This window comes from Streptomyces sp. NBC_01317 (genome assembly GCF_035961655.1).
Lineage (GTDB): Bacteria > Actinomycetota > Actinomycetes > Streptomycetales > Streptomycetaceae > Streptomyces.
In genome coordinates this window covers 6141241-6167723 of record NZ_CP108393.1, presented here as the reverse complement: position 1 = coordinate 6167723, position 26483 = coordinate 6141241, and the positions used below count along the sequence as shown (strand labels likewise).

General features: G+C 71.8%; 23 protein-coding genes. 5 read left to right on the top strand and 18 right to left on the bottom strand.

What is annotated here, in order from left to right; translation table 11 throughout:
* Positions 1–25: 25 nt before the first annotated feature.
* The 15 genes from OG349_RS26805 to rsmH form a co-directional block, all read right to left on the bottom strand.
* Positions 26–316, bottom strand: coding sequence for a YggT family protein (locus OG349_RS26805; RefSeq protein ID WP_161312329.1), 291 nt, complete (start codon positions 314–316; stop codon positions 26–28).
* A gap of 89 nt (positions 317–405) precedes the next feature.
* Entirely contained in the window at positions 406–1017 is a 612-nt protein-coding gene (locus tag OG349_RS26800; protein WP_161312328.1) for a cell division protein SepF, read from the bottom strand.
* A gap of 124 nt (positions 1018–1141) precedes the next feature.
* Entirely contained in the window at positions 1142–1861 is a 720-nt protein-coding gene (locus OG349_RS26795) for a YggS family pyridoxal phosphate-dependent enzyme (protein ID WP_327237024.1), read from the bottom strand.
* Positions 1858–2667, bottom strand: coding sequence for a peptidoglycan editing factor PgeF (gene pgeF / locus OG349_RS26790; RefSeq protein ID WP_327237023.1), 810 nt, complete (start codon positions 2665–2667; stop codon positions 1858–1860). Before pgeF ends, OG349_RS26795 begins: the two co-directional genes overlap by 4 nt.
* Positions 2664–3872, bottom strand: a complete 1209-nt coding sequence (gene ftsZ, locus OG349_RS26785) for a cell division protein FtsZ (protein WP_327237022.1) — start codon at positions 3870–3872, stop codon at positions 2664–2666. The genes pgeF and ftsZ overlap by 4 nt, the downstream gene beginning before the upstream one ends.
* A gap of 276 nt (positions 3873–4148) precedes the next feature.
* Positions 4149–4946, bottom strand: a complete 798-nt coding sequence (locus OG349_RS26780) for a cell division protein FtsQ/DivIB (RefSeq protein WP_327237021.1) — start codon at positions 4944–4946, stop codon at positions 4149–4151.
* A 36-nt stretch (positions 4947–4982) separates the two neighbouring features.
* Positions 4983–6077, bottom strand: coding sequence for an undecaprenyldiphospho-muramoylpentapeptide beta-N-acetylglucosaminyltransferase (gene murG / locus OG349_RS26775; protein ID WP_161310645.1), 1095 nt, complete (start codon positions 6075–6077; stop codon positions 4983–4985).
* A 6-nt stretch (positions 6078–6083) separates the two neighbouring features.
* Positions 6084–7724 carry a putative lipid II flippase FtsW gene (gene ftsW, locus OG349_RS26770; RefSeq protein ID WP_327237020.1) on the bottom strand — a complete coding sequence of 547 codons (1641 nt, stop codon included), beginning with the start codon at positions 7722–7724 and terminating at the stop codon, positions 6084–6086.
* A 124-nt stretch (positions 7725–7848) separates the two neighbouring features.
* Positions 7849–9258 carry a UDP-N-acetylmuramoyl-L-alanine--D-glutamate ligase gene (gene murD / locus OG349_RS26765; RefSeq protein WP_327237019.1) on the bottom strand — a complete coding sequence of 470 codons (1410 nt, stop codon included), beginning with the start codon at positions 9256–9258 and terminating at the stop codon, positions 7849–7851.
* A gap of 47 nt (positions 9259–9305) precedes the next feature.
* Positions 9306–10376, bottom strand: coding sequence for a phospho-N-acetylmuramoyl-pentapeptide-transferase (gene mraY, locus OG349_RS26760; RefSeq protein ID WP_327237018.1), 1071 nt, complete (start codon positions 10374–10376; stop codon positions 9306–9308).
* A complete protein-coding gene (locus OG349_RS26755; RefSeq protein ID WP_327237017.1) occupies positions 10373–11806 on the bottom strand; it encodes a UDP-N-acetylmuramoyl-tripeptide--D-alanyl-D-alanine ligase in 1434 nt (477 codons plus the stop codon). The genes mraY and OG349_RS26755 overlap by 4 nt, the downstream gene beginning before the upstream one ends.
* Before the next feature lie 4 nt (positions 11807–11810).
* Positions 11811–13550 carry a UDP-N-acetylmuramoyl-L-alanyl-D-glutamate--2,6-diaminopimelate ligase gene (locus tag OG349_RS26750; RefSeq protein WP_327237016.1) on the bottom strand — a complete coding sequence of 580 codons (1740 nt, stop codon included), beginning with the start codon at positions 13548–13550 and terminating at the stop codon, positions 11811–11813.
* Positions 13551–13609: 59 nt separating this feature from the next.
* Positions 13610–15568 (bottom strand): peptidoglycan D,D-transpeptidase FtsI family protein, encoded by a 1959-nt coding sequence (locus OG349_RS26745; protein ID WP_327237015.1) that lies wholly within the window; start codon positions 15566–15568, stop codon positions 13610–13612.
* Positions 15569–15572: 4 nt separating this feature from the next.
* Positions 15573–16124, bottom strand: coding sequence for a cell division protein FtsL (locus OG349_RS26740; RefSeq protein WP_327237014.1), 552 nt, complete (start codon positions 16122–16124; stop codon positions 15573–15575).
* Complete coding sequence (rsmH, locus tag OG349_RS26735; RefSeq protein ID WP_327237013.1) at positions 16121–17077, bottom strand: 16S rRNA (cytosine(1402)-N(4))-methyltransferase RsmH; 957 nt, start codon at positions 17075–17077, stop codon at positions 16121–16123. Before rsmH ends, OG349_RS26740 begins: the two co-directional genes overlap by 4 nt.
* Positions 17078–17497: 420 nt before the next feature.
* Between rsmH and OG349_RS26730 the strand changes: the two genes are divergently transcribed.
* From OG349_RS26730 to OG349_RS26715, 4 genes are all read left to right on the top strand, one after another.
* Positions 17498–18061, top strand: a complete 564-nt coding sequence (locus OG349_RS26730; protein WP_327237012.1) for a beta-class carbonic anhydrase — start codon at positions 17498–17500, stop codon at positions 18059–18061.
* Positions 18062–18326: 265 nt separating this feature from the next.
* The gene (locus OG349_RS26725; RefSeq protein ID WP_327237011.1) at positions 18327–19370 is read left to right on the top strand and encodes an AAA family ATPase; all 1044 of its coding nucleotides are present in this window, start codon (positions 18327–18329) and stop codon (positions 19368–19370) included.
* Positions 19370–20737, top strand: a complete 1368-nt coding sequence (locus OG349_RS26720) for a DUF58 domain-containing protein (RefSeq protein ID WP_327237010.1) — start codon at positions 19370–19372, stop codon at positions 20735–20737. Before OG349_RS26725 ends, OG349_RS26720 begins: the two co-directional genes overlap by 1 nt.
* The gene (locus tag OG349_RS26715; protein WP_327237009.1) at positions 20734–23160 is read left to right on the top strand and encodes a transglutaminase TgpA family protein; all 2427 of its coding nucleotides are present in this window, start codon (positions 20734–20736) and stop codon (positions 23158–23160) included. The genes OG349_RS26720 and OG349_RS26715 overlap by 4 nt, the downstream gene beginning before the upstream one ends.
* A 77-nt stretch (positions 23161–23237) precedes the next feature.
* Here the strand turns inward: OG349_RS26715 and OG349_RS26710 are convergent, their stop codons facing one another.
* The 3 genes from OG349_RS26710 to OG349_RS26700 all read right to left on the bottom strand — a co-directional run bounded on the left by OG349_RS26710 (position 23238) and on the right by OG349_RS26700 (position 25372).
* On the bottom strand, positions 23238–23633 hold the full coding sequence (locus OG349_RS26710; RefSeq protein ID WP_161307326.1) for a DUF3040 domain-containing protein: 396 nt from the start codon (positions 23631–23633) through the stop codon (positions 23238–23240).
* A gap of 320 nt (positions 23634–23953) precedes the next feature.
* The gene (locus tag OG349_RS26705) at positions 23954–24739 is read right to left on the bottom strand and encodes a methyltransferase (protein WP_327237008.1); all 786 of its coding nucleotides are present in this window, start codon (positions 24737–24739) and stop codon (positions 23954–23956) included.
* 93 nt (positions 24740–24832) lie between these two features.
* Complete coding sequence (locus tag OG349_RS26700; RefSeq protein ID WP_327237007.1) at positions 24833–25372, bottom strand: SAV_6107 family HEPN domain-containing protein; 540 nt, start codon at positions 25370–25372, stop codon at positions 24833–24835.
* A 520-nt stretch (positions 25373–25892) separates the two neighbouring features.
* Here OG349_RS26700 and OG349_RS26695 point away from each other — a divergent pair.
* On the top strand, positions 25893–26483 hold the full coding sequence (locus tag OG349_RS26695) for a DUF4126 domain-containing protein (protein WP_327237006.1): 591 nt from the start codon (positions 25893–25895) through the stop codon (positions 26481–26483).

The following is a 26483-nucleotide window of genomic DNA, read 5'->3' as shown; positions in this document are numbered from 1 at the left end:
GTTCACATTCCCCTCACCAGGTCGCTCACGTCGCGAGACCGCTCACGACCGTGATGAGGATGTACACGATGATCATCAGAACGAAGAAGGACAGGTCGAGTGCCACGCCCCCGAGACGCAGCGGCGGAATGAACCGCCGCAGAAGCTTGAGCGGTGGATCGGTGACAGTGTAGGTGGCCTCCAGGACGACCACCATCGCCTTGCCGGGTTGCCACGAGCGGGCGAACTGGAAGACGTAGTCCATGACCAGCCGGAAAATAAGCACGACGAGGAAACACACCAGAACGATGTAGATCACCTCTAGTGCGACGCCCATCCCGTGCTTCCCTCTCCCCTGGTCCCCGGTCCGGCCTTGCGACCGGATCGTTCCCGCCCTGCGACCGGGTCGTTCCCGGTGCCGTGTTCTCAGCTCTGGTTGAAGAATCCGCCCTCTGCGATGCGGGCCTTGTCCTCCGCCGTGACATCGACGTTAGCAGGAGACAGCAGGAACACCTTCTGCGTCACCCGTTCAATGCTGCCATGGAGACCGAAGACAAGACCCGCGGCGAAGTCGACAAGTCGCTTCGCGTCCGTGTCGTCCATCTCCGTGAGATTCATGATGACAGGAGTGCCCTCACGGAAGTGTTCCCCGATGGTACGGGCCTCGTTGTAGGTCCTCGGGTGCAACGTGGTGATGCGGTAGGGCTCCCGCTCGGACACGACCTTGGGCATGATCACCGGTGCGTTCTTCTCCAGGCTCGGACGTTCAGGTGTGATGGATGCCACGGGGGCGATTCGCGCCGGACGTCCGTTTTCTACCGCTAGGGGCACCGGCTCGCGCTCGCGCTGCGCGGGTGGTTGGACCATCCGCACCGGTTCTTCCCGCTCCTGCTGGTGCACGGGCTGGTGGCGCCGGTGCTCCCGCTCGGGCTCCGGCTCGGGTTCGAAATCGTCGTCGGGGTCAAAGCCCCGGCCGTCGTACCCATCGTCCTCCACGAGGCCGAGGTAGACCGCCATCTTGCGCATCGCGCCGGCCATGCTCTGAGTCCTCCGCTCTGTGGTGGATCGGCCTCGTCACCAAGTGCCCGCGATCCACTCGGTCCACCCGTCTATCGGCGGGAATGACCATATTTTCTGCTGTGGTCCGACTTGCTTCGCGACGTTACCCGAGCCGAGGTCGGTCTCCGAGCACCGCCGTACCGACGCGTACATGTGTCGCTCCGGCCATGACGGCTGCTTCGAGGTCCGCACTCATCCCTGCTGACACCATGTTCGCAGCCGGATGGTCCGCGCGCAGGCGGGATGAGAATTCCAGCAGCCGCTCGAACGCCTCCTGTTGCCGTCCCGCGTACGGTCCGGCCAGCGGCGCCACGGTCATCAGACCGCCGAGCCGCAGACCCGGCGCACCGGCCAGCGCGGTGGCCAACTCCTCGATCCCGCCGGGCGCCACACCCCCTCTCGCGCCGCGCTCGCCCGAACCGGCGTCGAGCGCGACCTGGATCAGGCAGACCAGTTCGCGCTCCGCCCGGACCGCCGCGGCGGAGAGGGCGGAAACGAGCTTCACCCGGTCGACAGACTGCACGACATCGGCGTAACCGGCCACGGAACGAACCTTGTTCGTCTGCAACTGACCGACGAAGTGCCACGTCAACGACAAATCCTGACAGGCGGCGGCCTTGGGCCCGGCGTCCTGGTCGCGGTTCTCGGCGACCTCCCGCACCCCCAACTCGTGCAGGATCCGGACGTCGCTCGCGGGGTAGGTCTTGGTGACCACGATCAGGGTCACCTCCTCCCGCGCGCGCCCGGCGGCGGCGCAGGCGCCGGCGATCCGGTCCTCCACCTTCGCGAGGTTGTCCGCGAGTTCGGTTCCGCGGTCCGTCATGCCGGACCGCCCAGGCCGCTCGGGCCGCCAAGGGCGTCCAGCCAGACATAGCCGGCGAGCCGGCCCGTGGTCCGGTCGCGGCGGTACGAGAAGTGGTCGCCCGACTCGCGCGTGCAGAAGTCCGACCGCCCCCGGTCCTCGATCCCGAGCGCGGCGAGCTGCGCGTGCACCCCCGCGACGACGTCGACGGCCGGGGTGCCCCACCCGGTCTCGGCCCAGGACTCCGGTACGACCGCGGCGACGTCGTCGCGCAGCGCAGCCGGGACCTCGTAGCAGCGTCCGCAGACGGCCGGTCCGGTACGGGCGGTGATCCGCGACGGTTCGGCGCCGAGCGCGACCATGGCCTCGACGGCGGCCGGGACGACCCCGGCGACCAGCCCGGGGCGTCCGGCGTGGGCGGCGGACGCGATCCCGGCGACCGGGTCGGCCAGCAGCACGGGCACGCAGTCCGCGGTGAGGACGGCGAGGGCGAGTCCGCCGCGCGCGGTGACCAGCGCGTCGACCGGCGGAATGCCGGAGAGGGATACGGGGACCGAGGGGCTCGCGGGGGTCGTCGCGTCCGCCGCGTGCCAAGGGCCGTCCACGACCGCCACCTCGCGGCCGTGCACCTGGTTCATCCAGACCACCTGCCCCGGATCGAGGCCCAGGGACTTCGCCGCCAGTTCGCGGTTGGTCCGTACGGCGGCCGGGTCGTCGCCGACCGCCCCGCCCAGATTGAGCTGTTCGTACGGAACGGCGCTCACCCCGCCCCACTTGTCGGTGAAGGCGAAGTGCGCGCCGCTCTCGGTGTCCTGCCGCTCTATCACTTCAAGAAGTCCGGAACATCCAGCTCTTCGACCTGGGTGTCCTGGTACGGACGGGCCGGCGGGACGTGCGGCGAGCTGATCGGCGGGAGCGGCTTCTCGTTGACCGCCTGCGCCGGTTCCGGCTTGGCCGGGCTGTCGTCGCGCGGCGGGACCGTACCGAGTCCGCCGGTGGACCTGCCGCTGTCCACGGACCGCGGCGGGGCCTGCTGCTCCTCGCGCTTGCCGGCGCCGAGCACGGTCTCGCGGCGCGTCGGCGGCTGTCCGCCGTCGAAGCCCGCCGCGATCACGGTGACCCGCACCTCGTCGCCCAGGGCGTCGTCGATGACGGCACCGAAGATGATGTTGGCCTCGGGGTGGGCGGCCTCGCTCACGAGCTGCGCGGCCTCGTTGATCTCGAAGAGACCGAGGTCGGAGCCGCCGGAGATGGAGAGCAGGACACCGCGGGCGCCGTCGATGGACGCTTCGAGCAGGGGCGAGGAGATCGCCATCTCGGCGGCGGCCACCGCGCGGTCGTCGCCGCGGGCCGAGCCGATGCCCATGAGCGCCGATCCGGCCTCGGACATCACGGACTTGACGTCGGCGAAGTCGAGGTTGATCAGACCCGGTGTGGTGATCAGATCGGTGATGCCCTGGACACCCGAGAGCAGCACCTGGTCGGCCGACTTGAAGGCGTCCAGCACGCTGACCTGACGGTCCGAGATGGACAGCAGCCGGTCGTTGGGGATGACGATGAGGGTGTCGACCTCTTCGCGGAGTTCGGCGATCCCGTCCTCCGCCTGGTTCGCGCGGCGGCGGCCCTCGAAGGTGAACGGGCGGGTGACCACACCGATCGTGAGGGCGCCCAGCGAACGCGCGATGGCGGCGACCACGGGCGCGCCACCGGTGCCGGTGCCGCCTCCCTCGCCTGCGGTGACGAAGACCATGTCGGCCCCCTTGAGGACCTCCTCGATCTCCTCACGGTGGTCCTCTGCCGCCTTGCGACCGACTGCCGGATTGGCTCCGGCGCCGAGGCCCCGGGTGAGTTCGCGGCCGACGTCGAGCTTGACGTCGGCGTCGCTCATCAACAGGGCTTGCGCGTCAGTGTTGATCGCGATGAACTCGACGCCCTTGAGACCGACCTCGATCATTCGGTTGATGGCATTGACACCACCGCCGCCGACACCGATGACCTTGATGACTGCGAGGTAGTTCTGCGGTGCTGCCACGTCGAAGGCCTCTCGCCTCGAGTTACGTGTCGTCGCTTCGCTGAAGTCGCGCTGCGAGACTGATGCCGATGGGACGGTCCGGAACGCCGACCCAAACCCTGACGTCGAAAGTTCAGGGTTACCTGTGTGTCCGCTTCTAGGACTCTTCCGAACAGGACACTAAGTCGACAAGTGGCGCACGTTCAACGAACACGCCGAACCTCCCGTTTTTCTTTTCACCCTATGTGATCACCCATAGCGCTGACCAACCAGGGTGCTGGCCAGCACATATGAGCGTCAACTCCGTGACGAGGCGGGCGCGGTGGGCGCGCTGACGTCGAAGTGGGCCGCCCCAGGGGCTGCTTTCATGAGAGCGGTGAGCGCACGCGCCTTGGCCGCGCCGTCCTCGCCGCTTCCCCACATCACCGTACGTCCGCCGGTCAACTCCAGCGAGATCGAGTCGTACGAACGCACCCGGACCGCCCTGGTGTCCGCGGCGACTTTCCCGGGGAGTTCGCTCCTGACGCGGACGGCTTCGCGGGTCAGCCGGCCGGCCGGAAAGCGCTGCTGTCCGGCTGACTGTTCCCCCGTCAATTTCAGTAGGGGCACGCCCTTCGGGGCCTTCCCGACCGTGGCGAAACGAGTTCCGCCGGCGTCCACTTCGATGAACTTTCCGCCCTTTTCGATCAGCAGGACCGGCTGACGTTCGGTCACTTTCAGACTGATTCCGTGCGGCCACGACCGGATCGCTTCGACCGTCTCGATCCGCGGCAGCCTCCGCCGGAGCCGCTCCTCGATCGCGCCGGTGTCCACGGAGACCAGCGGCGATCCGATCGGTACGGCCGCCGCCCGCTCCACCCGCGCGACGGTGAGCACGTCCGTGCCGGACGTGCTCACCCGCTCGACCCGCAGCCAGTGCGAGCCGTACAGCACCCAGATCCCGGCGGCGGTCAGGACGGTCCCGGCGGCCAGTGCGATCAGCACGTACCGGCCGGGGAGCCGGAAGCGGCGGCCGGGCGGGGAGCCGCCCGGTCCGGAGCGGCCGGACTCCGCCTGCGCTCGCGCGTCCCGTGCGGCGGTCGTCGGTCCGGCCACGCTCCCTGCCTCCCTGGTTCGGCGCCTCGCGGCGCGTTACGCCTGCCGGCGTGCGGCAATCGCCTCGTACACCATGCCGACAAGCAGATCATCTGCGTCCCGGCGCCCGAACTCGGCGGCCGCGCGGGACATCTCGTACAGCCGGTGCGGATCGGCCAGCACCGGCAGGATGTTGCCCTGCACCCACTGGGGCGTCAGTTCGGCGTCGTCGACGAGCAGTCCACCGCCCGCCTTCACCACCGGCTGGGCGTTGAGCCGCTGTTCGCCGTTGCCGATGGGCAACGGCACATAGGCGGCGGGCAGCCCGACGGCGGTGAGTTCGGCGACGGTCATCGCGCCCGCACGGCAGAGCATCATGTCCGCCGCCGCGTACGCGAGGTCCATCCGGTCCACATACGGTACCGGGATATAGGGCGGCATTCCGGGCATGTTGTCCACATGCGGCAATTCGTTCTTCGGGCCGACCGCGTGCAAGATCTGGATCCCGGAGCGCTGGAGCACCGGAGCGACCTGCTGCACCACCTCGTTGAGCCGGCGTGCGCCCTGCGAGCCGCCGGAGACGAGCAGTGTCGGCAGGTTGGGGTCGAGGCCGAAGGCCGCGCGCGCCTCGGGACGGACCCGGGCCCGGTCGAGGGTGGCGATCGTCCGGCGCAGCGGGATGCCGATGTAGCGGGCGCCCCGGAGCTTGCTGTCCGGCGTGGAGACGGCGACCGCCGCCGCGTACCGCGACCCGATCTTGTTGGCGAGGCCCGGCCTGGCGTTGGCCTCGTGGACGATGATCGGCACGCCCAGCCGCTTGGCGGCGAGGTAGCCGGGCAGCGCGACATAGCCGCCGAAGCCGACGACGCAGTCGGCCTTCGTGCGCTCCAGGATCTGCTCGGCGGCCTTGATCGTGCCGCGGAGCCGTCCCGGGACGGTGATCAGTTCGGGGGTGGGTCGGCGCGGCAGCGGTACGGCCGGGATGAGTCCCAGTTCGTACCCCCGCTCGGGGACGAGCCTGGTCTCCAGGCCGCGCTCCGTGCCGAGGGCCGTGATCCCCACGGTGGGGTCCTGCCTGCGCAGGGCGTCCGCGAGGGCGAGCGCGGGCTCGATGTGGCCGGCGGTCCCCCCACCGGCGAGTACGACATGCACCGAAATTCACCGCTCTCCGGACGGACGCTTCTTGACGCGCCGTCTCATCGTCTTCCATCTCACCCCGGCCCGCTTCCTGCTGAAGACAGGCTGCCGCATGGCCAGGGCCGCCTTCGCGGCGGGATCGTCCCGCGCGAAGGCGATCAGCAGCCCGACGGCGAACATGGTCGGCAGCAGAGCCGATCCTCCGTAGGAGAACAGCGGCAGCGGGACTCCGGCGATCGGCAGCAGACCGAGCACCGCACCGATGTTGACCACGGCCTGGGCCGTGATCCACGTGGTGACACCTCCCGCGGCGTACCTCACGAAGGGATCCTCCGTGCGTCCGGCCACGCGGATACCCGCATAGCCTAGAGCCGCGAACAGGGCGAGCACCGACAGCGTCCCCACCAGCCCCAGTTCCTCCCCGGTGACGGCGAAGATGAAGTCGGTGTGCGGTTCGGGAAGTTGGCCCCACTTTTCCACACTGGCGCCGAGCCCCGAACCGAACCATCCGCCGGAGGCAAGAGCATAGATGCCGTGCACGGCCTGGAAGCACTCGCCGTTGGGGCCGACATCGATCGCCCCCACGCAGGAGAACCGCGACAACCGGTTCTCGTTGGTCTTGATCAGGACGAACCCGACCACACCCGCGAGGCCCAGCACCCCGCCGAACAGCCGGGTGGGCGCCCCGGCCAGCCACAGCAGGCCGAAGAGGATCGCGGTGAGGATGATCGCCGTACCCATGTCGCCGCCGAGCATGATCAGCCCGAGCAGCATGAAGGCGACCGGGACCAGCGGCACCAGCAGGTGCTTCCACTGCGAGAGCAGCCGCTTGTCCTGCTTGCGGGCGAGCAGGTCGGCGCCCCACAGGATCAGCGCGAGCTTGCCGAACTCGCTGGGCTGGAGCTGGAAGGGGCCTCCTACGGAGAGCCAGTTCTGGTTGCCGTTGACGGACTGCCCTATCCCGGGGACCTGGACCAGGGCCATGAGGAAGACCGTGCCGACGAGCAGCGGGTAGGAGAAGGCGCGGTGGAGCTTGGCCGGCATGCGGGAGGCGATCAGCAGCAGGGCGGTGCCGATGCCGGCGGCGAACAGCTGCTTGCGGAAGAAGTACGCGCCGGGCAGCGACAGCTCCAGCGCCTTGATCATGGACGCGGAGTACACCATCACCAGTCCGAGGACGGTGATCAGCAGACTGCTGCCGAGGATCAGGTAGTACGCGGTGAGCGGGCGGTCCCAGGTGCGCCGGGCCTGTTCGAACCTGCGCCTGATCCCGCCGCCGCGGGGCGGCCTGGGGGCGCGGGGGCCGCTCCCCCGGCCGCGGGCGGCGGGGGGACGCCGTACGGGCGCTCCGGGGGCCTTGCCGCGCAGCGCGAGCCCCGGCAGGCGGGCGAGGAACGTCCTCTGGTCCGCGAACGTGGGGCGGCGGACGGGAAGGCGGACGGGCGCCGGGGCCCGTCCGGGCGCCGGGGTGCGGCCGAGGCCGGCCAGGACGGCGATCCTGGCGAGGGGCCCCCGTACCGCCAGGGACCCCGCTGCGGCCTCCGCGCCGTCGCCGGGTCCCCTGCCCGCTCCCGGCACCCCCGCGAGGGCGGGAGTGCCCGTCAGGCCCGCTCCGCGTGGCGCGGGGCGCGGGTCCCGTCCCACGGTGTCGTCGGCCGGCATCGTCGCTGTCCCCTCCAGTCGTGCCCGGCGCGGCTGCCGGAGTCCCCCAGGACCCGGCCGCGGCGCGGGTGCCGCGGCCGGGGTCCTCGGGACCGCTCGGCACGGCACCGGAGGGCCGGGCCGGTCAGGCGTGCTCAGCGGCGAGTGCGCGGACGGCGTCCGCGAACGCCTCGCCTCGTTTGTTGTAGTTGGTGAACATGTCCATCGAGGCGCAGGCGGGGGCCAGCAGTACGGTGTCCCCCGGCTGAGCGAGCCGTGCCGCTTCGCGGACGGCGGCGGGCATCGCTCCAGTGTCGGTCCGGTCGAGGTCGACCACCGGGACTTCGGGGGCGTGTCGCGCGAGGGCTTCCCGGATCAGCGCACGGTCGGCGCCGATCAGGACCACCGCGCGCAGCCGCTTCGCGGACCCGGAGACCAGGTCGTCGAAGGCCGCGCCCTTGGCGAGGCCGCCCGCGATCCAGACGATCGGGTCGTAGGCCGCCAGGGACGCCTCCGCGGCATGGGTGTTGGTCGCCTTGGAGTCGTCGATGTACGTGACGCCGCCGGTCCTGGCGACCAGTTCGATCCGGTGCGGGTCGGGCCTGAAGGCGCGCAGCCCGTCGCGTACGGCGGTGGGCCCGACGCCGTACGCGCGGGCGAGGGCCGCCGCCGCGAGGGCGTTGGCGATGTTGTGCGGGGCCGGCGGGTCGACGTCGGTGACGTGGGCCAGCTCCTGGGCCTGGTCCCGGCGGTTCTCCACGAAGGCGCGGTCGACCAGGATGCCGTCCACGACGCCGAGTTGGGAGGGACCGGGGGTGCCGAGGGTGAAGCCGATCGCCCGGCAGCCCTCCTCGACGTCGGCGGCGCGGACGAGGTCCTCGGTCGCCGGGTCGGCCGCGTTGTAGACGCACGCGATCCGGTTTCCCTCGTAGATCCGGCCCTTGTCGGCGGCGTACGCCTCCATGGACCCGTGCCAGTCGAGGTGGTCGGGGGCGAGGTTGAGCACGGCGGCGGAGTGGGCGCGCAGGCTCGGCGCCCAGTGCAGCTGGTAGCTGGAGAGTTCGACGGCGAGCACGTCGTACGTCTCGTCGCCGGCCACGGCGTCCAGGAGCGAGACGCCGATGTTGCCGACGGCGGCCGTGCGCAGTCCCGCCGCCGTCAGGATCGAGGCGAGCATCCTGACGGTGGTCGTCTTGCCGTTGGTGCCGGTGACGGCGAGCCAGGGGGCCGCGCCGGGCCCCCGCAGCCGCCAGGCCAGCTCGACGTCGCCCCAGATCTCCACCCCGGCCGCCGCGGCGGCCGTGAACAGCGGCTTGTCCGGCCGCCAGCCGGGGGCGGTGACGACCAGTTCCGTACCGGCGGGCAGGGTGTCCCCGTCGCCGAGCCGGACCGTGACGCCCAGCTTCTCCAGCTCGGCGGCCTGGGTACGGGACCGTTCGTCGTCGCCGTCGTTGACGACGGTGACCTCGGCGCCGAGGCCGCGCAGCACCCGGGCCGCCGGGATCCCGGAGACTCCGAGACCCGCGACGGTGACCCGCTTGCCCTGCCAGTTCACGTGACCGCCTTGTTCACTCGACCGTCCGGATCACTTGTCGGACCGGATCACTTGTCCGCCGCCCAGCCCGCGTAGAAGAGGCCGAGGCCCACGATCACGCACATGCCCTGGATGATCCAGAAGCGGACCACGACAAGGACCTCGGACCACCCCTTGAGTTCGAAGTGGTGCTGGAGGGGAGCCATGCGGAAGACCCGCTTGCGGGTCATCTTGAAGGAGCCGACCTGGATCACGACGGACATCGTGATCAGGACGAAGAGGCCGCCGAGGAGCGCGATCAGGAACTCCGTACGGGAGCAGATCGCGAGGCCCGCGAGGGCGCCGCCGAGCGCGAGCGACCCGGTGTCCCCCATGAAGATCTTGGCGGGTGAGGTGTTCCACCACAGGAAGCCGAAGCAGGAGCCCATCAGGGCGGAGGCGACGACCGCGAGGTCCAGGGGGTCCCGTACCTCGAAACAGGCGTTGGGGTTGGTGAGCGTCACCGCGTTGGCACAGGACTCCTGGAACTGCCAGAGCCCGATGAACGTGTACGCGCCGAAGACCATCACGGACGCGCCGGTGGCCAGGCCGTCCAGACCGTCCGTCAGGTTCACGCCGTTGGACATCGCGAGAATCATGAACAGCGCCCAGACCACGAACAGCACCGGGCCGATCGACCAGCCGAAGTCCGTGACGAACGACAGCTTGGTGGAGGCCGGGGTGAGTCCCTGGGTGTCGGCGAACTGGAGCGAGAGCACCGCGAAGGCGATGCCGACGATCAGCTGGCCCGCCATCTTGGCCTTGGCCCGCAGGCCCAGCGACCGCTGCTTCACGATCTTGATGTAGTCGTCGAGGAACCCGACCAGTCCCATCCCCGCCATCAGGAAGAGGACCAGCACACCCGAGAAGGTGGGGTTCTCGCCGGTGATCACCTTCGCCAGGGCGTAGGCGATCAGCGTGGCCAGGATGAAGGCGATGCCGCCCATGGTGGGCGTGCCCTTCTTGCTGCCGTGGCTGCGCGGGCCGTCGTCCCGGATGAACTGCCCGTATCCCTTGCGGGCCAGGAGCTTGATCAGCAGCGGTGTGCCGATCAGGGTCAGGAAGAGCCCGATGGCTCCCGCGAAGAGGATCTGCCTCATCGGCCGGAGACCTCGCCCTCGGTGGTGCTCTCGAGGAGTGCCAGGGCGACCCTCTCAAGACCTGCCGACCTGGAAGCCTTCACCAGCACGACGTCTCCCGGACGCAGTTCACTGCGCAACAGATCGACCGCCGCCTGTGCGTCGGACACGTGCACCGACTCCTCACCCCACGAACCCTCGTTGTAAGCGCCCAGTCGCAGCCAGGACGCTTCCCTGCCCCCGACCGCCACGAGCTTGCTGACGTTGAGCCGGACGGCGAGCCGTCCGACCGCGTCGTGCTCGGCGAGCGATTCGTCCCCGAGCTCGGCCATCGGGCCGAGCACCGCCCAGGTACGCCCCCCCTCGGCCCGTGTGGCACCGCCCATGGCGGCCAGCGCACGGAGCGCGGCTCTCATGGATTCGGGGTTCGCGTTGTAGGCGTCGTTGACGATCGTCACGCCGTCCGCGCGCTCGGTGACCTCCATACGCCAGCGGGAGAGGGTCCCCGCCTCGGAGAGCGCTTCGGCGATCTCGTCGACGGACATGCCCAACTCATGGGCGACGGCGGCCGCGGCGAGCGCGTTCGACACGTGGTGCTCACCGTACAGCCGCAGCGTCACGTCCCTGCACCCGGAGGGTGTTCGAAGGCGGAACGCTGCCTGTCCGTTGGCTGTGAGGCGCACGTTCTCTGCCTGTACGTCTGCTTCGTCTGCCTCTCCGAAGAGGATCACGCGTGCTTCGGTACGGGATTTCATCGCGCGGACGAGGGGATCGTCGGCGTTGAGGACGGCCACACCGCCGTGGGCGGCGGGCGGCAGGGACTCGACCATCTCGCCCTTCGCCTCGGCGATCTGCTCGCGTCCGCCGAATTCGCCGATGTGCGCGGTGCCGACGTTGAGGACGAGGCCGATCCGGGGCGGGACGAGTCCGGTGAGGTAGCGGATGTCCCCGAGGTACCGGGCGCCCATCTCCAGGACGAGGTAGCGGGTGTCCTCGACGGCGCGCAGGGCGGTCAGCGGGACGCCGATCTCGTTGTTCAGGTTCCCGGCCGGCCAGACCGTGGGTCCCTTCGTACGGAGCAGCTGGGCGATGAGGTCCTTGGTGCTGGTCTTGCCGGCGGAGCCGGTGAGCGCGACGGTGGTGGCGCCGAGGCGTTCGACGACGGCGCGGGCGAGGGCGCCGAGGGCCTGGACGACGTCGTCGACGACGATCACGGGGACGCCCGGGAGGGGGCGGCCGGCCAGGACGGCCACCGCACCCTCCTCGACGGCGCCTCGCGCGTAGTCGTGGCCGTCGACCCGCTCGCCGGCGAAGGCGGCGAAGAGGCTGCCTTTCTCCACCGCGCGGGAGTCGATGACGACGGGTCCGGTGACCCGGACCGCCGGATCCGGTATGTCGTGCGACTGCCCGCCGACGATGGCGGCGATCTCGCTGAGGGAGAGGGCGATCACTGGGTCATCCCTGACTGTTGTTCTCGGGGCGGGGCTCGTCGCCGGCGGCGGCGCGGCCGGGCGCGTGGCCGAGGGAGCGTACAAGGGCGTCGCGCAGGACCAGGCGGTCGTCGAAGGGCCGTACCACCCCGGCGATGTCCTGCCCCTGCTCGTGGCCCTTGCCGGCGATCAGGACGGTGTCGTCGGCCCGCGCGCGGGAGACCGCGGTGGCGATGGCGGAGGCCCGGTCGGCGTCGACCAGGATGTCGCCGCGTTCGGCCGGGGGGACCCCGACGGCGCCCGCGAGCATCGCGGCGAGGATCGCGAGGGGGTCCTCGGAGCGCGGGTTGTCGGAGGTCAGGACGGCGGTGTCGGCGAGCCGGGCGGCGGCGGCGCCCATCGGCCCGCGCTTGGTCTCGTCGCGGTCGCCGCCGCAGCCGAGGACGAGGTGCACCTTGCCCTTGGTGACCTTGCGCAGGGAGCGCAGGACCGATTCGACGGCGTCGGTCTTGTGGGCGTAGTCGACCACGGCGAGGTACGGCTGTCCCGCGTCCACGCGCTCCAGCCGGCCCGGCACCCCGGGGACGGCTGCGACGCCGTCGGCGGCGGTCTGCGGGTCGATCCCGGCCACGGCCAGGGTGACGACCGCCGCGAGGGTGTTGGCGACGTTGAACGGTCCCGGCAGCGGCGCGGCGGCCCGTACCCGCTGCCCCTGGGGGCCGACGGCGGTGAAGGTCGAGCCCTGGGCGCCGGTCTCGACGTCCTCGGCGCGCCAGTCGGCGTCCTGGCGGCCCTCGGCGGAGAAGGTCGTGACCGGTACGGTCGCCTCCGTGACGAGGCGCCGTCCGTACTCGTCGTCCAGGTTCACGACGCCGAGGCGGCTGCGCCGGGGGGTGAACAGCTGGGCCTTGGCCTGGAAGTAGTCCTCCATGCCGGAGTGGAACTCCATGTGCTCCGGGCTGAGGTTGTTGAACACCGCCACGTCGAAGACACAGCCGTCGACCCGGCCGAGGACCAGGGCGTGGCTGGAGACCTCCATGGCGACCGACCCGACGCCGCGTTCGCGCATGACGGCGAAGAGGGCCTGGAGGTCGGTGGCCTCGGGGGTGGTGCGCTCGGACTTGATGCGTTGGTCGTCGACGCGCATCTCGACGGTGCCGATCAGGCCGGTACGGTGGCCGGCCGCACGCAGTCCGCCCTCGACCAGGTACGCCGTGGTGGTCTTGCCCGAGGTGCCGGTGATGCCGATCTGGAGCAGGTCCTCGCCGGGCCGCCCGTAGATCTCGGCGGCCAGCTCGCCCATGCTTCCCCGGGGGTCGGGGACGACCAGGACGGGCAGTCCGGTGGCCGCGGCCCGCTCGGCCCCGGCGGGGTCGGTCAGGATCGCGGCGGCGCCGAGTCCCGCCGCCTGGGCGGCGAAGTCGGCGCCGTGGACGCGGGCGCCGGGGAGGGCCGCGTACACGTCGCCGGGCCGTACCGCCCGTGAGTCGTGGGTGATGCCCGTCGCCTCCCCCCCGGATTCCGGGGCCTCGGCGCCCAGCCGGACGGCGAGCTCGGCGAGGGAGGTGGGCCGGACCCGGTCCGGACGGGGCGCCCCCGGCCGGTTCACGGGGGCGTCCTCGGGGGCGGTTCTGTACTGATCAGCGTGTGGCACGGCGGTGAGCGTACCGGGCCCGGAGGGGCGCGGGCCAAGTGAGCGGCCCGTGCCGCCGGGGCCCTCGGGAGGGGTCGGGCGGTTCCCGGAATCGGGGGTGATGGTTGTCACTGGGGCTTTCCCTGGGGTCACGCGCCGGACGGCGACGGGCCGGCTGTGGGCCGGCCCGTCTAGAAGGTGACCGGCAGTCGGGCGGGGGCGGTTCCGGTCGGTTCGACCTGCAAGGTCTTGAGTGCGAACTCCATGACCTTCTTGTAGATGGGTCCGCAGATCTGGCCGCCGAAGTAGCTGCCCGTGGTCGGGTTCTGGATGGCGCAGTAGACGGTGATCCGCGGGTCGTCCGAGGGCGCGAAGCCCGCGAAGGAGGCGGTGTAGCCCTTGTAGCGGCCCAGCTCGGGATCGACCCGGTTGGCCGTACCCGTCTTGCCCGCGACGCGGTAGCCGGGGATACGGGCCTTGGTGCCGGTGCCTTCCTCGTTGCCGACGACCGATTCCAGCATGGTCGCGACGGTCTTGGCGGTCTTCTCGCTGACGACCCGGGTCTTCTTGGGCGCGGGGGCCGGGGTGAAGCGGCCGTCGGGGCCCTTCGCGCCGCGGATCAGAGTGGGCTCGGTCCGTACGCCGCCGTTGGCGATGGTCGAGTAGACCGATGCGGCCTGCATGGCGTTGAGGGAGAGTCCCTGGCCGAAGGGGATGGTGAACTGCTGCGAGGTCGACCAGTCCTGCGGCTTCGCGAGGATGCCCTGGGTCTCGCCGGGATAGTTCAGCCCGGTCGGCCGCCCGATGCCGAACTTGTCCAGGTACGAGTAGAGGACCTGGTTGGCCTTCTGCTGGGTCGCGCCGAGCTGTCCCGTCGCCAGGATCGTGCCGATGTTGCTGGACTTGGCGAGGACTCCGTTGAGGGTCAGGTTCCAGGTGGGGTGGTCGATGTCGTCCTTGAAGAGCCGGTCGCCGCGGTGGAGCCGGTTGGGGACGACGACGTGGGTCAGCGGGGTGGCGACGCCTTCCTCCAGTACGGCGGCCATCGACATGATCTTGGCGGTGGAGCCGGGTTCGTACGCGTCCTGGAGCGCGGCGTTGCCCATGTCGGCCGCGTTGGCCTCGGAGAAGTCGTTCGGGTCGAAGCCGGGGGCGTTGGCCATGGCCAGCACCTCACCGGTCCTGGTGTTCTGGACCACCACGTAGCCGCGGTCGGCCTTGGACTTCTGGACCTGGTCGGCGATGGCCTGCTGGGCGGCCCACTGGATGTCCCGGTCGATGGTCAGCTCGATGTCGGAGCCGGGCACGGCGGGCTTCTCCCGGGAGGTCGCGGTGGGCACGCGGTGCCCGCCGGACTGGGCGAAGGTGACCTGTCCGTCCTCGCCCGCCAGCTCCTTGTCCAGCATGGACTCCACCCCGCCGGCGCCGTGGCCGGCGGCGTTGACGTATCCCAGTATCCCGGCGGCGAGATCGCCGTTGGGGTAGACCCGCTTGCTGCTGGCCTCCTGGAAGACACCGGCCAGCACGCTGCTCCTGGCCTCCTTCGGGGGCACGCCCTGGTTGGCCTTGCCCGCCTTGCTGGCGAGGACGCTCTTGAGGTCCTTGATCTGGTTCCAGACCTGCGGCGTCTGACGGCGGGCCAGCACGGCGTAGCGGGACTTGGGGGTCTTGAGCTTGGTGATCAGGTCGCCGGTGTCGACGCCGAGGATCGGGGCGAGGAGCGCGGCGGCCTGCTCGGGGGCGTCGGGGACCCTGGTGGAGTCGGGGGTGAACATCAGCGGGTCGGCGGTGATGTCGTAGGCGTCGACGCTGTCGGCGAGGGCGATCCCCGAGCGGTCGGTGATCTCGCCGCGCTCCGCCTCCAGGGTGTGGCTGAGGTAGCGGCTCTTCTCGGCCTTGGCGGCGTACGCGCGGGCGTCGACGGCCTGCACCTGGAGCAGCCGTACGACGAACACGAGCATCACGAGCGTGAGGCCGAGGCTGACCAGGCGCAGCCGGGGGCGGGGGTTGCCGAGTCTGATCCGGTGCGGCGGGCGGGCGCCGGCGCGGCGGCGGGGCGGTGCGGGGTGGCCGGGGGTCCGGGGGCGCGCGGCGTTCCCGTTCCTGGCGGGGCCGGGGACCCGGCGGTGCGGTGGTTCCTTGGGGGGCACTGCGTCACCTGCCGGAGGTCGTCGGGTCGGGGGCGCCGGGGGTGGGCACGGGCGCGGAGGCCGTGGGGGTGGGTGTGGCGGCCGGGTCAGGGGCTGCGGCGTTCGGCGCCGGTACGGGCACGGTGGAGCCGGGGGGCGGGGTCGCGGGCGCGGGCTGTTCCAGCACCGAGGGCGGTACGGGAGGCAGCGCCTCGGCTCGCCCGGGGACGCCGCGGACGGTCCCGTCGGGGTCGAGGAAGGCGGGGCTGCCGCCGGGGACCATGCCCAGCTCGCGGGCGCGGCGGCCGAGGGCGTCGGGCGCGGAGTGGTCGTCGACGTCCCGTTGCAGCGCCTGCTGCTCGTCGGTGAGGTCGGTGGTCTGTTTCTTCAGCTCGCTGAGCCGGAACGAGCCCTCGTTGAGGGAGGAGTTGAGGAGCAGCAGGGTGATCAGGCCGCCGCCGAGGAGCAGGACGACCAGCAGGACGAAGGGGGTACGGGCCGCCGAGGTCGCCCCGGCGGGCATCATCCGGGCGAGCCGTGCGGCGCGCCCCTTCAACTGCTTGGCCGGTCCGCTCACGACACGTCCTCCCGGATCCTCTCCGCCCCCCGCAGCCGGGCGGAGGCGGAGCGCCGGTTGTCGGCGATCTCCTCCTCCGTGGGAAGTTCGGCGCCGCGGGTGAGGAGTTTGAGGCGGGGCTGGTAGCGCTCGGGGACGACGGGCAGTCCGGGGGGCGCGGTGGTGGCGGCGCCCGCGGCGAAGACCTGTTTGACGACCCGGTCCTCCAGGGACTGGTAGGAGAGGACGGCGATGCGGCCGCCCACGTCGAGGGCCCTGACGGCGGCGGGCAGTGAGGACTCCAGTGCGGAGAGTTCGCCGTTGACCTCGATGCGCAGGGCCTGGAAGGTGCGCTTGGCCGGATTGCCACCGGTGCGCATGGCCGCCTGGGGCAGTGCGTCGCGGATCAGGGCGACGAGCCGGGCGCTCTTGGTGAAGGGTTCCTTCTCGCGTTCCTTGACGACGGCGGAGACGATGCGCCTGGCCTGTTTCTCCTCGCCGTACGCGCGCAGGATCCGTACCAGCTCGCCGGGCGGATAGGTGTTGAGGACCTCGGCGGCGCTGATGCCGGAGGACTGGTCCATCCGCATGTCGAGCGGGGCGTCGTGGGCGTACGCGAAGCCGCGCTCGGCCTCGTCCAGCTGCATGGAGGAGACGCCGAGGTCGAAGAGGACGCCCTGGACCTTGGGGATGCCCAGCCGGTCGAGGACCTCGGGGAGTTCGTGGGAGACGGCGTGGACGAGCGTGGCGCGGTCGCCGTACGGGGCGAGCCGCTCGCCGGAGAGCCGGAGCGCTTCCTTGTCGCGGTCGAGCGCGACCAGCCGGACGGCCGGGAACGCCGTGAGCAGTGCCTCGCTGTGGCCGCCGAGGCCCAGCGTGCCGTCGACGACGACGGCGCCGGGGCGGTCGAGGGCGGGGGCCAGCAGGTCCAGGCACCGCTGGAGCATCACCGGTACGTGTCGGGCCTGGTTCATGCGCCCCTCTCAGATCCGGCGCGGCCGGTACGTACGGCCGGGTCCCGTCCACCAGGGAGGGGGAGGTCCGCCGGCGCCGGGAAGGGCGTCGGCGGCCCCGGCCGAGCCGGCGGGAGGAGGCCGAGCCGCACGTACGCCGCACACGCGGGGGAAATCGGGATGGGTTTGGGTGGGGGAAGGCTGGATGTGTTCGGAAGGTGTCCGTGAACTTCGCGTCACTTTAGTCCACTCGCCCTTCCGGTCAATCAACCGGCTGGCGCGTCGCGCGGGCCGCTCACCACAGCAGCACAAACGCCGCGGATCACCCCATCGGACGACCGCGGCTGACCCATGTGGGGTAGCTCACATCCAGCCACGTTGACGCTCTTTGTTCTGTCTTGGGGCGGGCTTCGACGGGCTGTGACCATTACCGTCTTACGTATGTCGACTTCCGCTCACCTCCCCGCAGAGCCCTCCGTGGCTCCCGCCGGCGCGGCCCGCACCGGCGGGACGGTCACCGACCGGCTCATCGACGCCAACCACCGCTACGCCGACGCGTTCACCGACCCCGGCATGGACGCCCGCCCCGTGCTGCGCGTGGCCGTGGTCGCCTGCATGGACGCCCGGCTCGACCTGCACGGCGCGCTGGGCCTCGCGCTCGGCGATTGTCATACCATCCGCAACGCGGGAGGCGTGGTCACCGACGACGTCATCCGTTCCCTGACCATCAGCCAGCGGGCGCTCGGTACGCGTAGCGTCGTCCTCATCCATCACACCGGCTGCGGCCTGGAGAGCCTCACCGAGGAGTTCCGGCACGACCTGGAGATCGAGGTCGGCCAGCGGCCGTCCTGGGCGGTCGAGTCGTTCCGCGATGTCGACCAGGATGTACGGCAGTCCATGCGGCGGGTCCGTACCTCACCCTTCCTGGTGCACACGGACGACATCCGCGGCTTTGTCTTCGACGTGAAGACGGGTCTCCTGCGGGAGATCGAGACCGCCGACTGACACGGGCCGACACCGGCCGACCTCCGACCGACCACCGACCGGCCCTCCGACCGGCCCTCCAACTGTCGTCACCACGGCCCCCAATCACGGCAAAGCCGACGTATCCCACCCACTTATCCACAGGCGAGTGACACGAAGCGGTAACGGCAACAAGAATGCGTGTGTGACGGCGCACCGGAACCATCCGGGGGCGGCGTCCGTATTTCGAGGTGGGCCGGGCCGTCTGATGAGCGCCGGCCCGTATGAACGGGCCGAGGAGGGCCGGGTGACGACCTATGACGATCGAGCGAGCCTCACTGATCTGACCACCACAGCGGAGCGTGTGCGCGCATCGGTGGAAGGTGTGATCGAGGGCAAGCCTGAGGTCGTACGGCTTTCGCTGACCGTGCTCCTCGCCGAGGGGCATCTTCTGATCGAAGATGTCCCCGGCGTGGGCAAGACGATGCTCGCGAAGGCGCTCGCGCGCTCCATCGACTGTTCGGTGCGGCGTATCCAGTTCACTCCCGACCTGCTGCCGTCGGACATCACCGGGGTGTCCATCTACGACCAGCAGCGGCGGGAATTCGAATTCAAACCGGGGGCGATCTTCGCGCAGATCGTGATCGGCGACGAGATCAACCGCGCCTCTCCGAAGACCCAGTCGGCGCTGCTGGAGTCGATGGAGGAGCGCCAGGTCACCATCGACGGGCATTCCTACGAACTGCCCAGCCCGTTCATGGTGGTGGCCACCCAGAACCCGGTGGAGATGGAGGGCACGTACCCGCTCCCCGAGGCGCAGCGCGACCGCTTCATGGCCCGGGTGTCGATCGGCTACCCCAGCGCGGAGGCCGAGTTGCAGATGCTGGACGTGCACGGCGGGGTCTCGCCGCTGGACGACCTCCAGCCGGTGGCGCACGCGCACGACATCGTGAAGCTGATCGACGCGGTGCGCGGCGTGCATGTCGCCGAGTCGGTACGGCGGTACGCGGTGGAGCTGGTCGGCGCGACCCGCAACCACCCGGACCTGAGACTCGGCGCCTCGCCGCGCGCCACGCTCCACCTGCTGCGGGCGGCGAAGGCCTCGGCCGCCCTGAGCGGCCGGGACTACGCGCTGCCGGACGACGTGCAGGCCCTGGCGGTGGCGGTGCTGGCGCACCGTCTGCTGCCCACGGCCCAGGCGCAGTTGAACCGCCGTACCGCCGAGCAGGTCGTGCTGGAGATCCTCCAGCGCACGCCCGTGCCCACCGCGGACGGCGGCCTGGCCGCGGGAGCGCACCCGGTGCCGGGCGGCCCGCTCTACGGCCAGCAGCCCGGCGCACGGCGGCTGTGATGGGACCCGGGGGGACCGACGCCCCGGACGCCGGGGACGGGGGCGGCCTGCGGGCCGCGCTGTCCGGGCTGACGACGCGCGGGCGGTCGTTCTTCGCCGCCGGGATCGCCGCCGCCGTCTGCGCCTACGTCCTGGGGCAGTCGGACCTGCTGCGGGTGGGGCTGCTCCTCGCCGTGCTGCCGCTGATCTGTGTGGCGGTGCTGTACCGCACGCGCTACCGCGTCGCGGGCAGCCGGCGACTGTCGCCCTCCCGGGTGCCGGCGGGCTCGGAGGCACGGGTGCACCTGCGGATGGACAACGTGTCGCGGGGCCCCACGGGGCTGCTGATGCTCCAGGACCACGTGCCGTACGTGCTCGGCCCGCGCCCCCGGTTCGTGCTGGACCGGGTGGAGGCGGGAGGGCGGCGTGAGGTGTCCTACCGGGTCCGCTCCGACCTGCGCGGACGGTATCCGCTCGGGCCGCTCCAGCTGCGGCTGAGCGACCCGTTCGGGATGTGCGAGCTGACCCGGTCGTTCAGCGCGTACGACACCCTGACCGTCATCCCCCGCACCGAACCGCTGCCCGCGGTACGGCTCGCGGGCGAGGCGGCGGGGCTGGGCGACGGGCGGAACCGCTCGCAGGCCCTGGCCGGCGAGGACGACGTCATCCCGCGCGGCTACCGGCACGGCGACGACCTGCGCCGGGTGCACTGGCGCTCCACGGCCCGCTACGGCGAGCTGATGGTCCGCAGGGAGGAGACACCCCAGCGGGCCAGGTGCACGGTGCTGCTGGACACCCGGCGGGTCGGCTACCAGGGCGCGGGGCCCGACTCGGCCTTCGAATGGGCGGTGTCGGGCGCGGCCTCCGCCCTCGTGCACATGCTGGAACGGGGCTTCGCCGTACGGCTGCTGACCGACACCGGCAGTTCGGTGCCGGGCGAGGGGGCCGACGGGTTCGCCGGGGCGACCCAGGGGTCCGCCGACTCGGCGGGCCTGATGATGGACACGCTCGCGATCGTCGACCACTCCGACGGGGCGGGCCTCTCCCGTGCGTACGACGTGCTGCGCGGCAGCACCGAGGGGCTGCTGCTGGCCTTCTTCGGCGATCTGGACGAGGAGCAGGCGGCCATCGCGGCCCGGATGCGGCAGCGCAGCGGCGCGGCCGTCGCGTTTGTCCTCGACAGCTCCGGCTGGGCGCAGGGCGCGCCCGGCCTCGCCGGTGACGACCAGGTCGGGAAGCGGCTGCGGCAGCTGCGGGAGGCCGGCTGGACCGCCCTCCTGGTGCCCTCGGGGACGGCGTTGTCCGACCTGTGGCACCAAGCGGCGCGCCAGCGGGTGGAATCGACCGTCACCGGCGGTTCGAACGGCTTCTCCGGAGGATGGTCATGAGCGGTCGCGGAAGGCTGGCGCTGTGCGCCTTCGCCGCCACGCTGATGGCGGCGGGCGCGCTGCTGCCGCTGGTCGAACCGGCCACGTGGATGCTCCAGGCCGCCGTCATGGTCGCGATCGTCAGCGGCACGGGCGCGCTGGGCCGGCGGGTGCCGCTGGCCAGGGCGCTGACCGTGGCGCTCCAGGCGCTGCTGACCCTGCTGATGCTGACGGTGGTCTTCGCCGGGCAGCAGGCGTTCCTCGGCATCCTGCCCACTCCGGACGTCGTCACCCGCTTCGGCGACCTGCTGAGCGCGGGCGGCGACGACGTCGGGCGGTTCGCGATACCGGCCCCGGCGACCGACGGCATCAAACTGATGCTCATCGGCGGCGTGGTGGTCATCGGGCTGGCCGTGGACGCCCTCGCGGTGACGTTCCGCAGCGCGGCTCCGGCCGGGCTGCCGCTGCTGGCGCTGTACTCGGTGGCCGCCGGGCTCTCCGGCGGGGCGGGCGGGGCCTGGTGGTTCCTGCTGGCCGCCTGCGGCTATCTGCTGCTGCTCCTGGCCGAGGGCCGGGACCGGCTGTCCCAGTGGGGCCGGGTGTTCGGCGGCACCCCACGGGCCGGGCGGCTGCCCGGCGGCGACGGCGCGGGAGCGCCGCCACCGATCCGTACCGGACGCAGGATCGGCGTCGTCGCGCTCGGGGTGGCCCTGGTCGTCCCGCTGGCCCTGCCCGCCCTCGACGGCGGCCTGCTGGCCGGCACCGGCGGGGGCACCGGTTCCGGACCGGGCGGCGGGGGCACCATCTCGGCGGTGAACCCGCTGGTGTCGCTCCAGGACAACCTGAACCAGCCCGAGGACCGCGAGGCGCTGAGCTACCGGACGAACGCGCCCGACACCCAGAACATGTATCTGCGGATCATGGCGCTGGACAAGTTCGACGGCACGTCCTGGCGGTTCTCGCAGCGCGGCATCGAGGACGTCCCCGACGAGTTCCCGACCCCGCAGGGGCTGGACTCCGACATCCGTACCACCGAGGTCACCACCAGCATCTCGGCCGCCCCCTGGTACCGGCAGGACTATCTGCCGATGCCCTATCCGGCGACCAGGGTCGACATCGACGGACGGTGGCGCTACGAGCCCACGGGCCGGACGCTGGTGGGCGAGAACGGCCAGTCGACGCGCGGCGAGCGGTACGAGGTCGGCAGTCTGCTGGTCGAGCCGACCCGTGAGCAGCTCGCCTCGGCGCCCCCGGCCCCCTCGGCGCTGCGCCGGGAGTACACACAGGTCCCGCGCAGCCTGCCGGCCGTGGTCAAGGAGACCGCCGAGAAGGTCACGGAGGGGTCGGCCAACGACTACGAGAGGGCCGTCAAGCTCCAGGACTGGTTCGCCGTGGACGGCGGGTTCACCTACGACGTCCAGGTCGACTCGGGCACCGGCGTCACCGCGATCACGCGCTTCCTGAAGAACAAGGAAGGCTTCTGCGTCCACTTCTCCTTCACGATGGCCGCGATGGCCCGCACGCTCGGGATCCCGGCGCGGGTCGCGGTGGGCTTCACACCCGGTACGGCCCAGCCGAACGGGACCGTGTCCGTGGGGCTGCGCGACGCGCACGCCTGGCCCGAGCTGTACTTCGAGGGCGTCGGGTGGACCCGGTTCGAGCCGACGCCGAGCCGGGGCAGCACTCCCGACTACACCCGGCCCGAGGCCCCCTCCGGCAGCGCGAGCGACCCGCAGCTTCCTGACTCCACGGCCTCGGCCGCGCCCTCCGCGGCGCCGTCGGCCTCGCAGAGCTGCGACGCGCAGGCGCGGCGTCTGGACGGCTGCGGCGCGGCCGCCCCGGGCGCCTCGGCGACCCCGGACGACCCCGGGAGTTCCTGGTGGTCGACGGCGGGGGTGGCCGGCCTGTGGCTGGCCGGCGTGCTGGTCCTCCTGCTGCCGCTGCTGCCCTTCCTGCGACGGGAGCGGGTGCGCGCCCGGCGGCTGGGTTCGGGGGGCCGTACGGAAGCGGACGTCACGGGACGGACGCTCGCAGCGTGGCGTGAAATCACCGATACGGCGTGGGACTACGGCATCCCGCCGGACGATGCGCGGACCCCCCGGAAGGCGGCCGAGCGGATCGTGCGGGAGGGGCACCTGGAGCCGGCGGCGGCGCAGGCCGTGCACCGGCTCGCGGACGCGGTGGAACAGGTGCTGTACGCGCCGGTACCCCGGCCGGGTACGGGGCTGGCCGAGGACGTCCGGCTGGTCCACGAAGGCCTGCGCGCCCCGGCGGGGCGCACGGCCCGGCTGCGTGCGCTCCTCGCTCCGCGCTCCACCATTCGGGTGATATGGGCACTCTCGGAGCGGTGGACGGTTCTCACGGACCGGTGGACGGCCCACCGCCTCCATCCGTCCCGCTGGGCGGACACGATCCGCCGCCGCCCCTCCCGCCAGGGGGGCTGAGGGGGCCGGGTCACGGACATGAAGGAGGGGCGGACGCGTCGCGCGTCCGCCCCTCCTTCATGAAGAACCTCAGGGACTCACTGGCCCTGTTCGTCGCGGCGGCGCTGCCACCGCTGCTCGATGCGGTTCATCATCGAGCGGCGCTGTCGTGGTTGTCGTCGGCCGGGAGCACCGCCTCCGGCAGCCGGTTGCTCGCCCGGTTTGGGCGCCTTCCGCCAGCCGGTGACCGCCAGGACCGCACAGCCGAGCATGACGAGGAACCCCACCACGCTGATCCAGATCTGCTGAGCGACCATTCCGGCCATGAGGAGCGCGATACCCACCAGGAAGCCTGCGACTGCCTGATAGACCCGTCGTCGGGTGTATGTACGCAGCCCGCTTCCCTCAAGCGCTGTCGCGAACTTGGGATCTTCGGCGTACAGCGCTCGCTCCATTTGCTCGAGCATTCGCTGCTCGTGCTCCGAGAGCGGCACGGAGTCCTCCTAGTCGTCGGTCGCGGGGGGCGACCGGGATGCGGCCCCTTCAAGGATAGGCAGGGAATCGGCCCCCGTGAAACCCGCCCTCAACGCCATTTCGCCAATCCGGGCCGCCATGCCGTTTCAACCGCTGAGGCGTTGATTCCCCAACCATCGATCCGTCATGCCGGATGGTGTACACCGATCATACGGCGCCCGGCGCTTTCACGGGGGTCCAGTGACGCACTGCATGCGCGGCTGCATCGCTGATCAGCCATACGATCAGCCCCTCGCGGGGTCCTCCCGGGAGCCCGGAGGGCTCCCGGTCGCGCCGGGGGTCAGGTCCGCTTCTCGCCCAGGACGTGCAGCTGTGTGGCCACGGCGTGGAACGCGGGCAGCTCGGCGGCGGCCGTCTCCAGCCGCAGCAGCGCCTCCAGCGCCCCCGGCTGGGTGTCCACCAGACCGCCCGGCACGAGGTCCGCGAAGACCCGCACGCCGTGCACCGCGCCGACCCGCAGGCCCGCGCCGCCGACCAGCTCCGTCAGCTGCTCGGCCGTGAAGCGCCGGGGCACCGGATCGCCCTCGCCCCAGCGGCCCGCCGGGTCGGTGAGCGCCTGCCTGGCCTCGCTGAAGTGCCCGGCGAGCGCCCTGGCGAGCACGGCCCCGCCGATCCCCGCGGCAAGCAGGCTGAGCGCGCCGGCCGGGCGCAGCGCGTCCGACACGGTCCGTACGCCGTCGGCCGGGTCGTCCACGTACTCCAGGACGCCGTGGCAGAGCACCGCGTCGAAGCCGGCCCGCCCGACCACGTCGAAGAGCCCGTGGATGTCACCCTGCACACCGTGGACCCGGTCGGCCACCCCGGCCTCGTCCGCCCGGCGCTCCAGCGCGAAGAGCGCGTTCGGACTCGGGTCGACCACGGTCACCCGGTGTCCGAGGCGGGCGACGGGCACGGCGAAGTTGCCCGTGCCCCCGCCGGTGTCGAGGACGTCGAGGACGTCCGTCCCGGCGGCTTTGGCCCGGCGCTCCAGGGCCTCCTTGAGGACCTCCCAGACCACGGCGGTGCGGAGGGAGCCCCGGGGGCGCGATGGTGTCTCCCCACCGAAGACAGGGGAAGGGTCCGACACGGCAGTTGACTCCTCGGCGCGGTGCCGCCCCGGGCGGCGGGGCGTGAACGGTGCGGGCTCCGCCCACCCTATTGCCTCGGCCGCCCCCGCCCCTCACCCCACGGCGTCCCCCCGTCCCGGTAACTCCGCCCGGGGCTGGGGCAGGACCGGCGCGAGCACCAGCATCCGCTCCACCAGGCGCAGGAACATGGCCACGTCACGCAGGAGGTCGTCGGCGTCGCGGCTGCTCGCCGCGCCCTGTATGCCCGCCTCGGCGCGCGCCCTGCGCGCGGCTCCGGAGGCGAACAGGGCGCTCCACTCGGACAGTTCGGGCGCGATCTCGGGGAGCACCTCCCAGGCGGTCCTGATCCGGCGGCGGCGCGGCGGGGTGGTCTCGGGGCGGCCCCGGGCGGCGAGGACGGCGGCCGCGGTGCGCAGGGCGGCGAGGTGGGCGGTGGCGTAGCGCTCGTTCGGAGTGTCCAGCGTCGCGGCCTCGTCCAGGCCGTCGCGGGCCTTGGAGAGCAGGTCGAGGGCGGCCGGCGGGGCCGTGGCCCTTCGCAGGACGGGGTGGACGTCGCTCGGTGGTCCGGTCAGTGAGGGGGCAGGGCCACCCGTAGGGCGCCGACGTGCGGCACCGGCGTGGGAGCTGGCCATGGCGGAACCTCCTGTCCTCGTGTGACGGCTCTGTGGCCGTATGTGTTCATCGTGGAGCACGCCACTGACAATCACCTCTGACCTGCGACGTTGCTTCCTACACAGGTGCGGACGAGGTTTTTCGCGGCGGCCGGAAAAGCACCCCGCCCAAGAGCCCGGACACACGAGAGCGCCGGTTCGGCGGGACTCGGTCCTCCCGAGCCCCGCCGAACCGGCGCGTTCCCCCCGTTCCCCCGTGCCCCGTTCTCCCGTCCCCCGTTCCCCCGTTCCCCCCTGTCCGGCTCCCCCGCCCCCGTACCCCGTACCCCCGTTCCCCCCACCACGTCAGGGGTGCAGCACCGTTCCGCAGCCCCGTGCCGGCGGTGCCGGCGCCGCGCCCCTTCCGTGGTCCCCACTCTCCCCTCCGCGCCGGTGGCGGCCCATCCGCGCGCCTACTCATCTCACGCGGTGAGTAGCCGTACTCAGAACCGGGTTCCCGTCCCCACCCCGCGGCGGCCCCGCCGTGGCTACGATCGCGTCCGTGTCCGTACTCCCCCTCGTCTTCACCAGCGGCTGGGCCAGCGGGATCAACGCCTACGCGGTGGTCCTGCTGTTCGGCGTGTTCGGTGCCACCGGGCTGACCGACGAGGTGCCCGCCTCGCTCCAGCGCACCGACGTGCTGATAGCCGCCGGCCTGCTCTTCCTCTGCGAGGCCGTCGCCGACAAGATCCCGTACGTCGACACCGTCTGGGACACCGTGCACACGGTCATCAGGCCCGTGTCGGGCGCGGTGGTCGGGGCGTTGCTCGCCGGTCAGAGCGGTTCGCTGCCCGACCTCGCGGCGGGCGCGGTCGGCGGCTCCACCGCGCTGGTCAGCCATCTGGTGAAGGCCGGTACGCGGATGGCCGTGAACACCTCCCCCGAGCCGTTCAGCAACATCGCCCTGAGCACGCTGGAGGATCTGGGCGTCGCCGGGATCATCACGTTCGCGCTCTTCCATCCGGTCGCCGCCGCCTCGATCGCCGCCACGCTGTTGGTGCTGGGCGTCGTGACGGTGGTCTTCCTGGCCTCCCGGATCCGCCGTTTCCTGCGGCGCAGGGCGCGGGGCCGCGTTGTCAGTGGCCCCGGATAA

Excerpts from the sequence above, each read along its gene's own strand:
- OG349_RS26805 (WP_161312329.1), bottom strand. The coding sequence starts at position 316 with ATGGGCGTCGCACTAGAGGTGATCTACATCGTTCTGGTGTGTTTCCTC.
- OG349_RS26800 (WP_161312328.1), bottom strand. The coding sequence starts at position 1,017 with ATGGCCGGCGCGATGCGCAAGATGGCGGTCTACCTCGGCCTCGTGGAG.
- OG349_RS26795 (WP_327237024.1), bottom strand. The coding sequence starts at position 1,861 with ATGACGGACCGCGGAACCGAACTCGCGGACAACCTCGCGAAGGTGGAG.
- ftsW (WP_327237020.1), bottom strand. The coding sequence starts at position 7,724 with ATGCCGGCCGACGACACCGTGGGACGGGACCCGCGCCCCGCGCCACGC.
- mraY (WP_327237018.1), bottom strand. The coding sequence starts at position 10,376 with ATGAGGCAGATCCTCTTCGCGGGAGCCATCGGGCTCTTCCTGACCCTG.
- rsmH (WP_327237013.1), bottom strand. The coding sequence starts at position 17,077 with ATGAACCAGGCCCGACACGTACCGGTGATGCTCCAGCGGTGCCTGGAC.
- OG349_RS26730 (WP_327237012.1), top strand. The coding sequence starts at position 17,498 with ATGTCGACTTCCGCTCACCTCCCCGCAGAGCCCTCCGTGGCTCCCGCC.
- OG349_RS26720 (WP_327237010.1), top strand. The coding sequence starts at position 19,370 with ATGGGACCCGGGGGGACCGACGCCCCGGACGCCGGGGACGGGGGCGGC.
- OG349_RS26715 (WP_327237009.1), top strand. The coding sequence starts at position 20,734 with ATGAGCGGTCGCGGAAGGCTGGCGCTGTGCGCCTTCGCCGCCACGCTG.
- OG349_RS26700 (WP_327237007.1), bottom strand. The coding sequence starts at position 25,372 with ATGGCCAGCTCCCACGCCGGTGCCGCACGTCGGCGCCCTACGGGTGGC.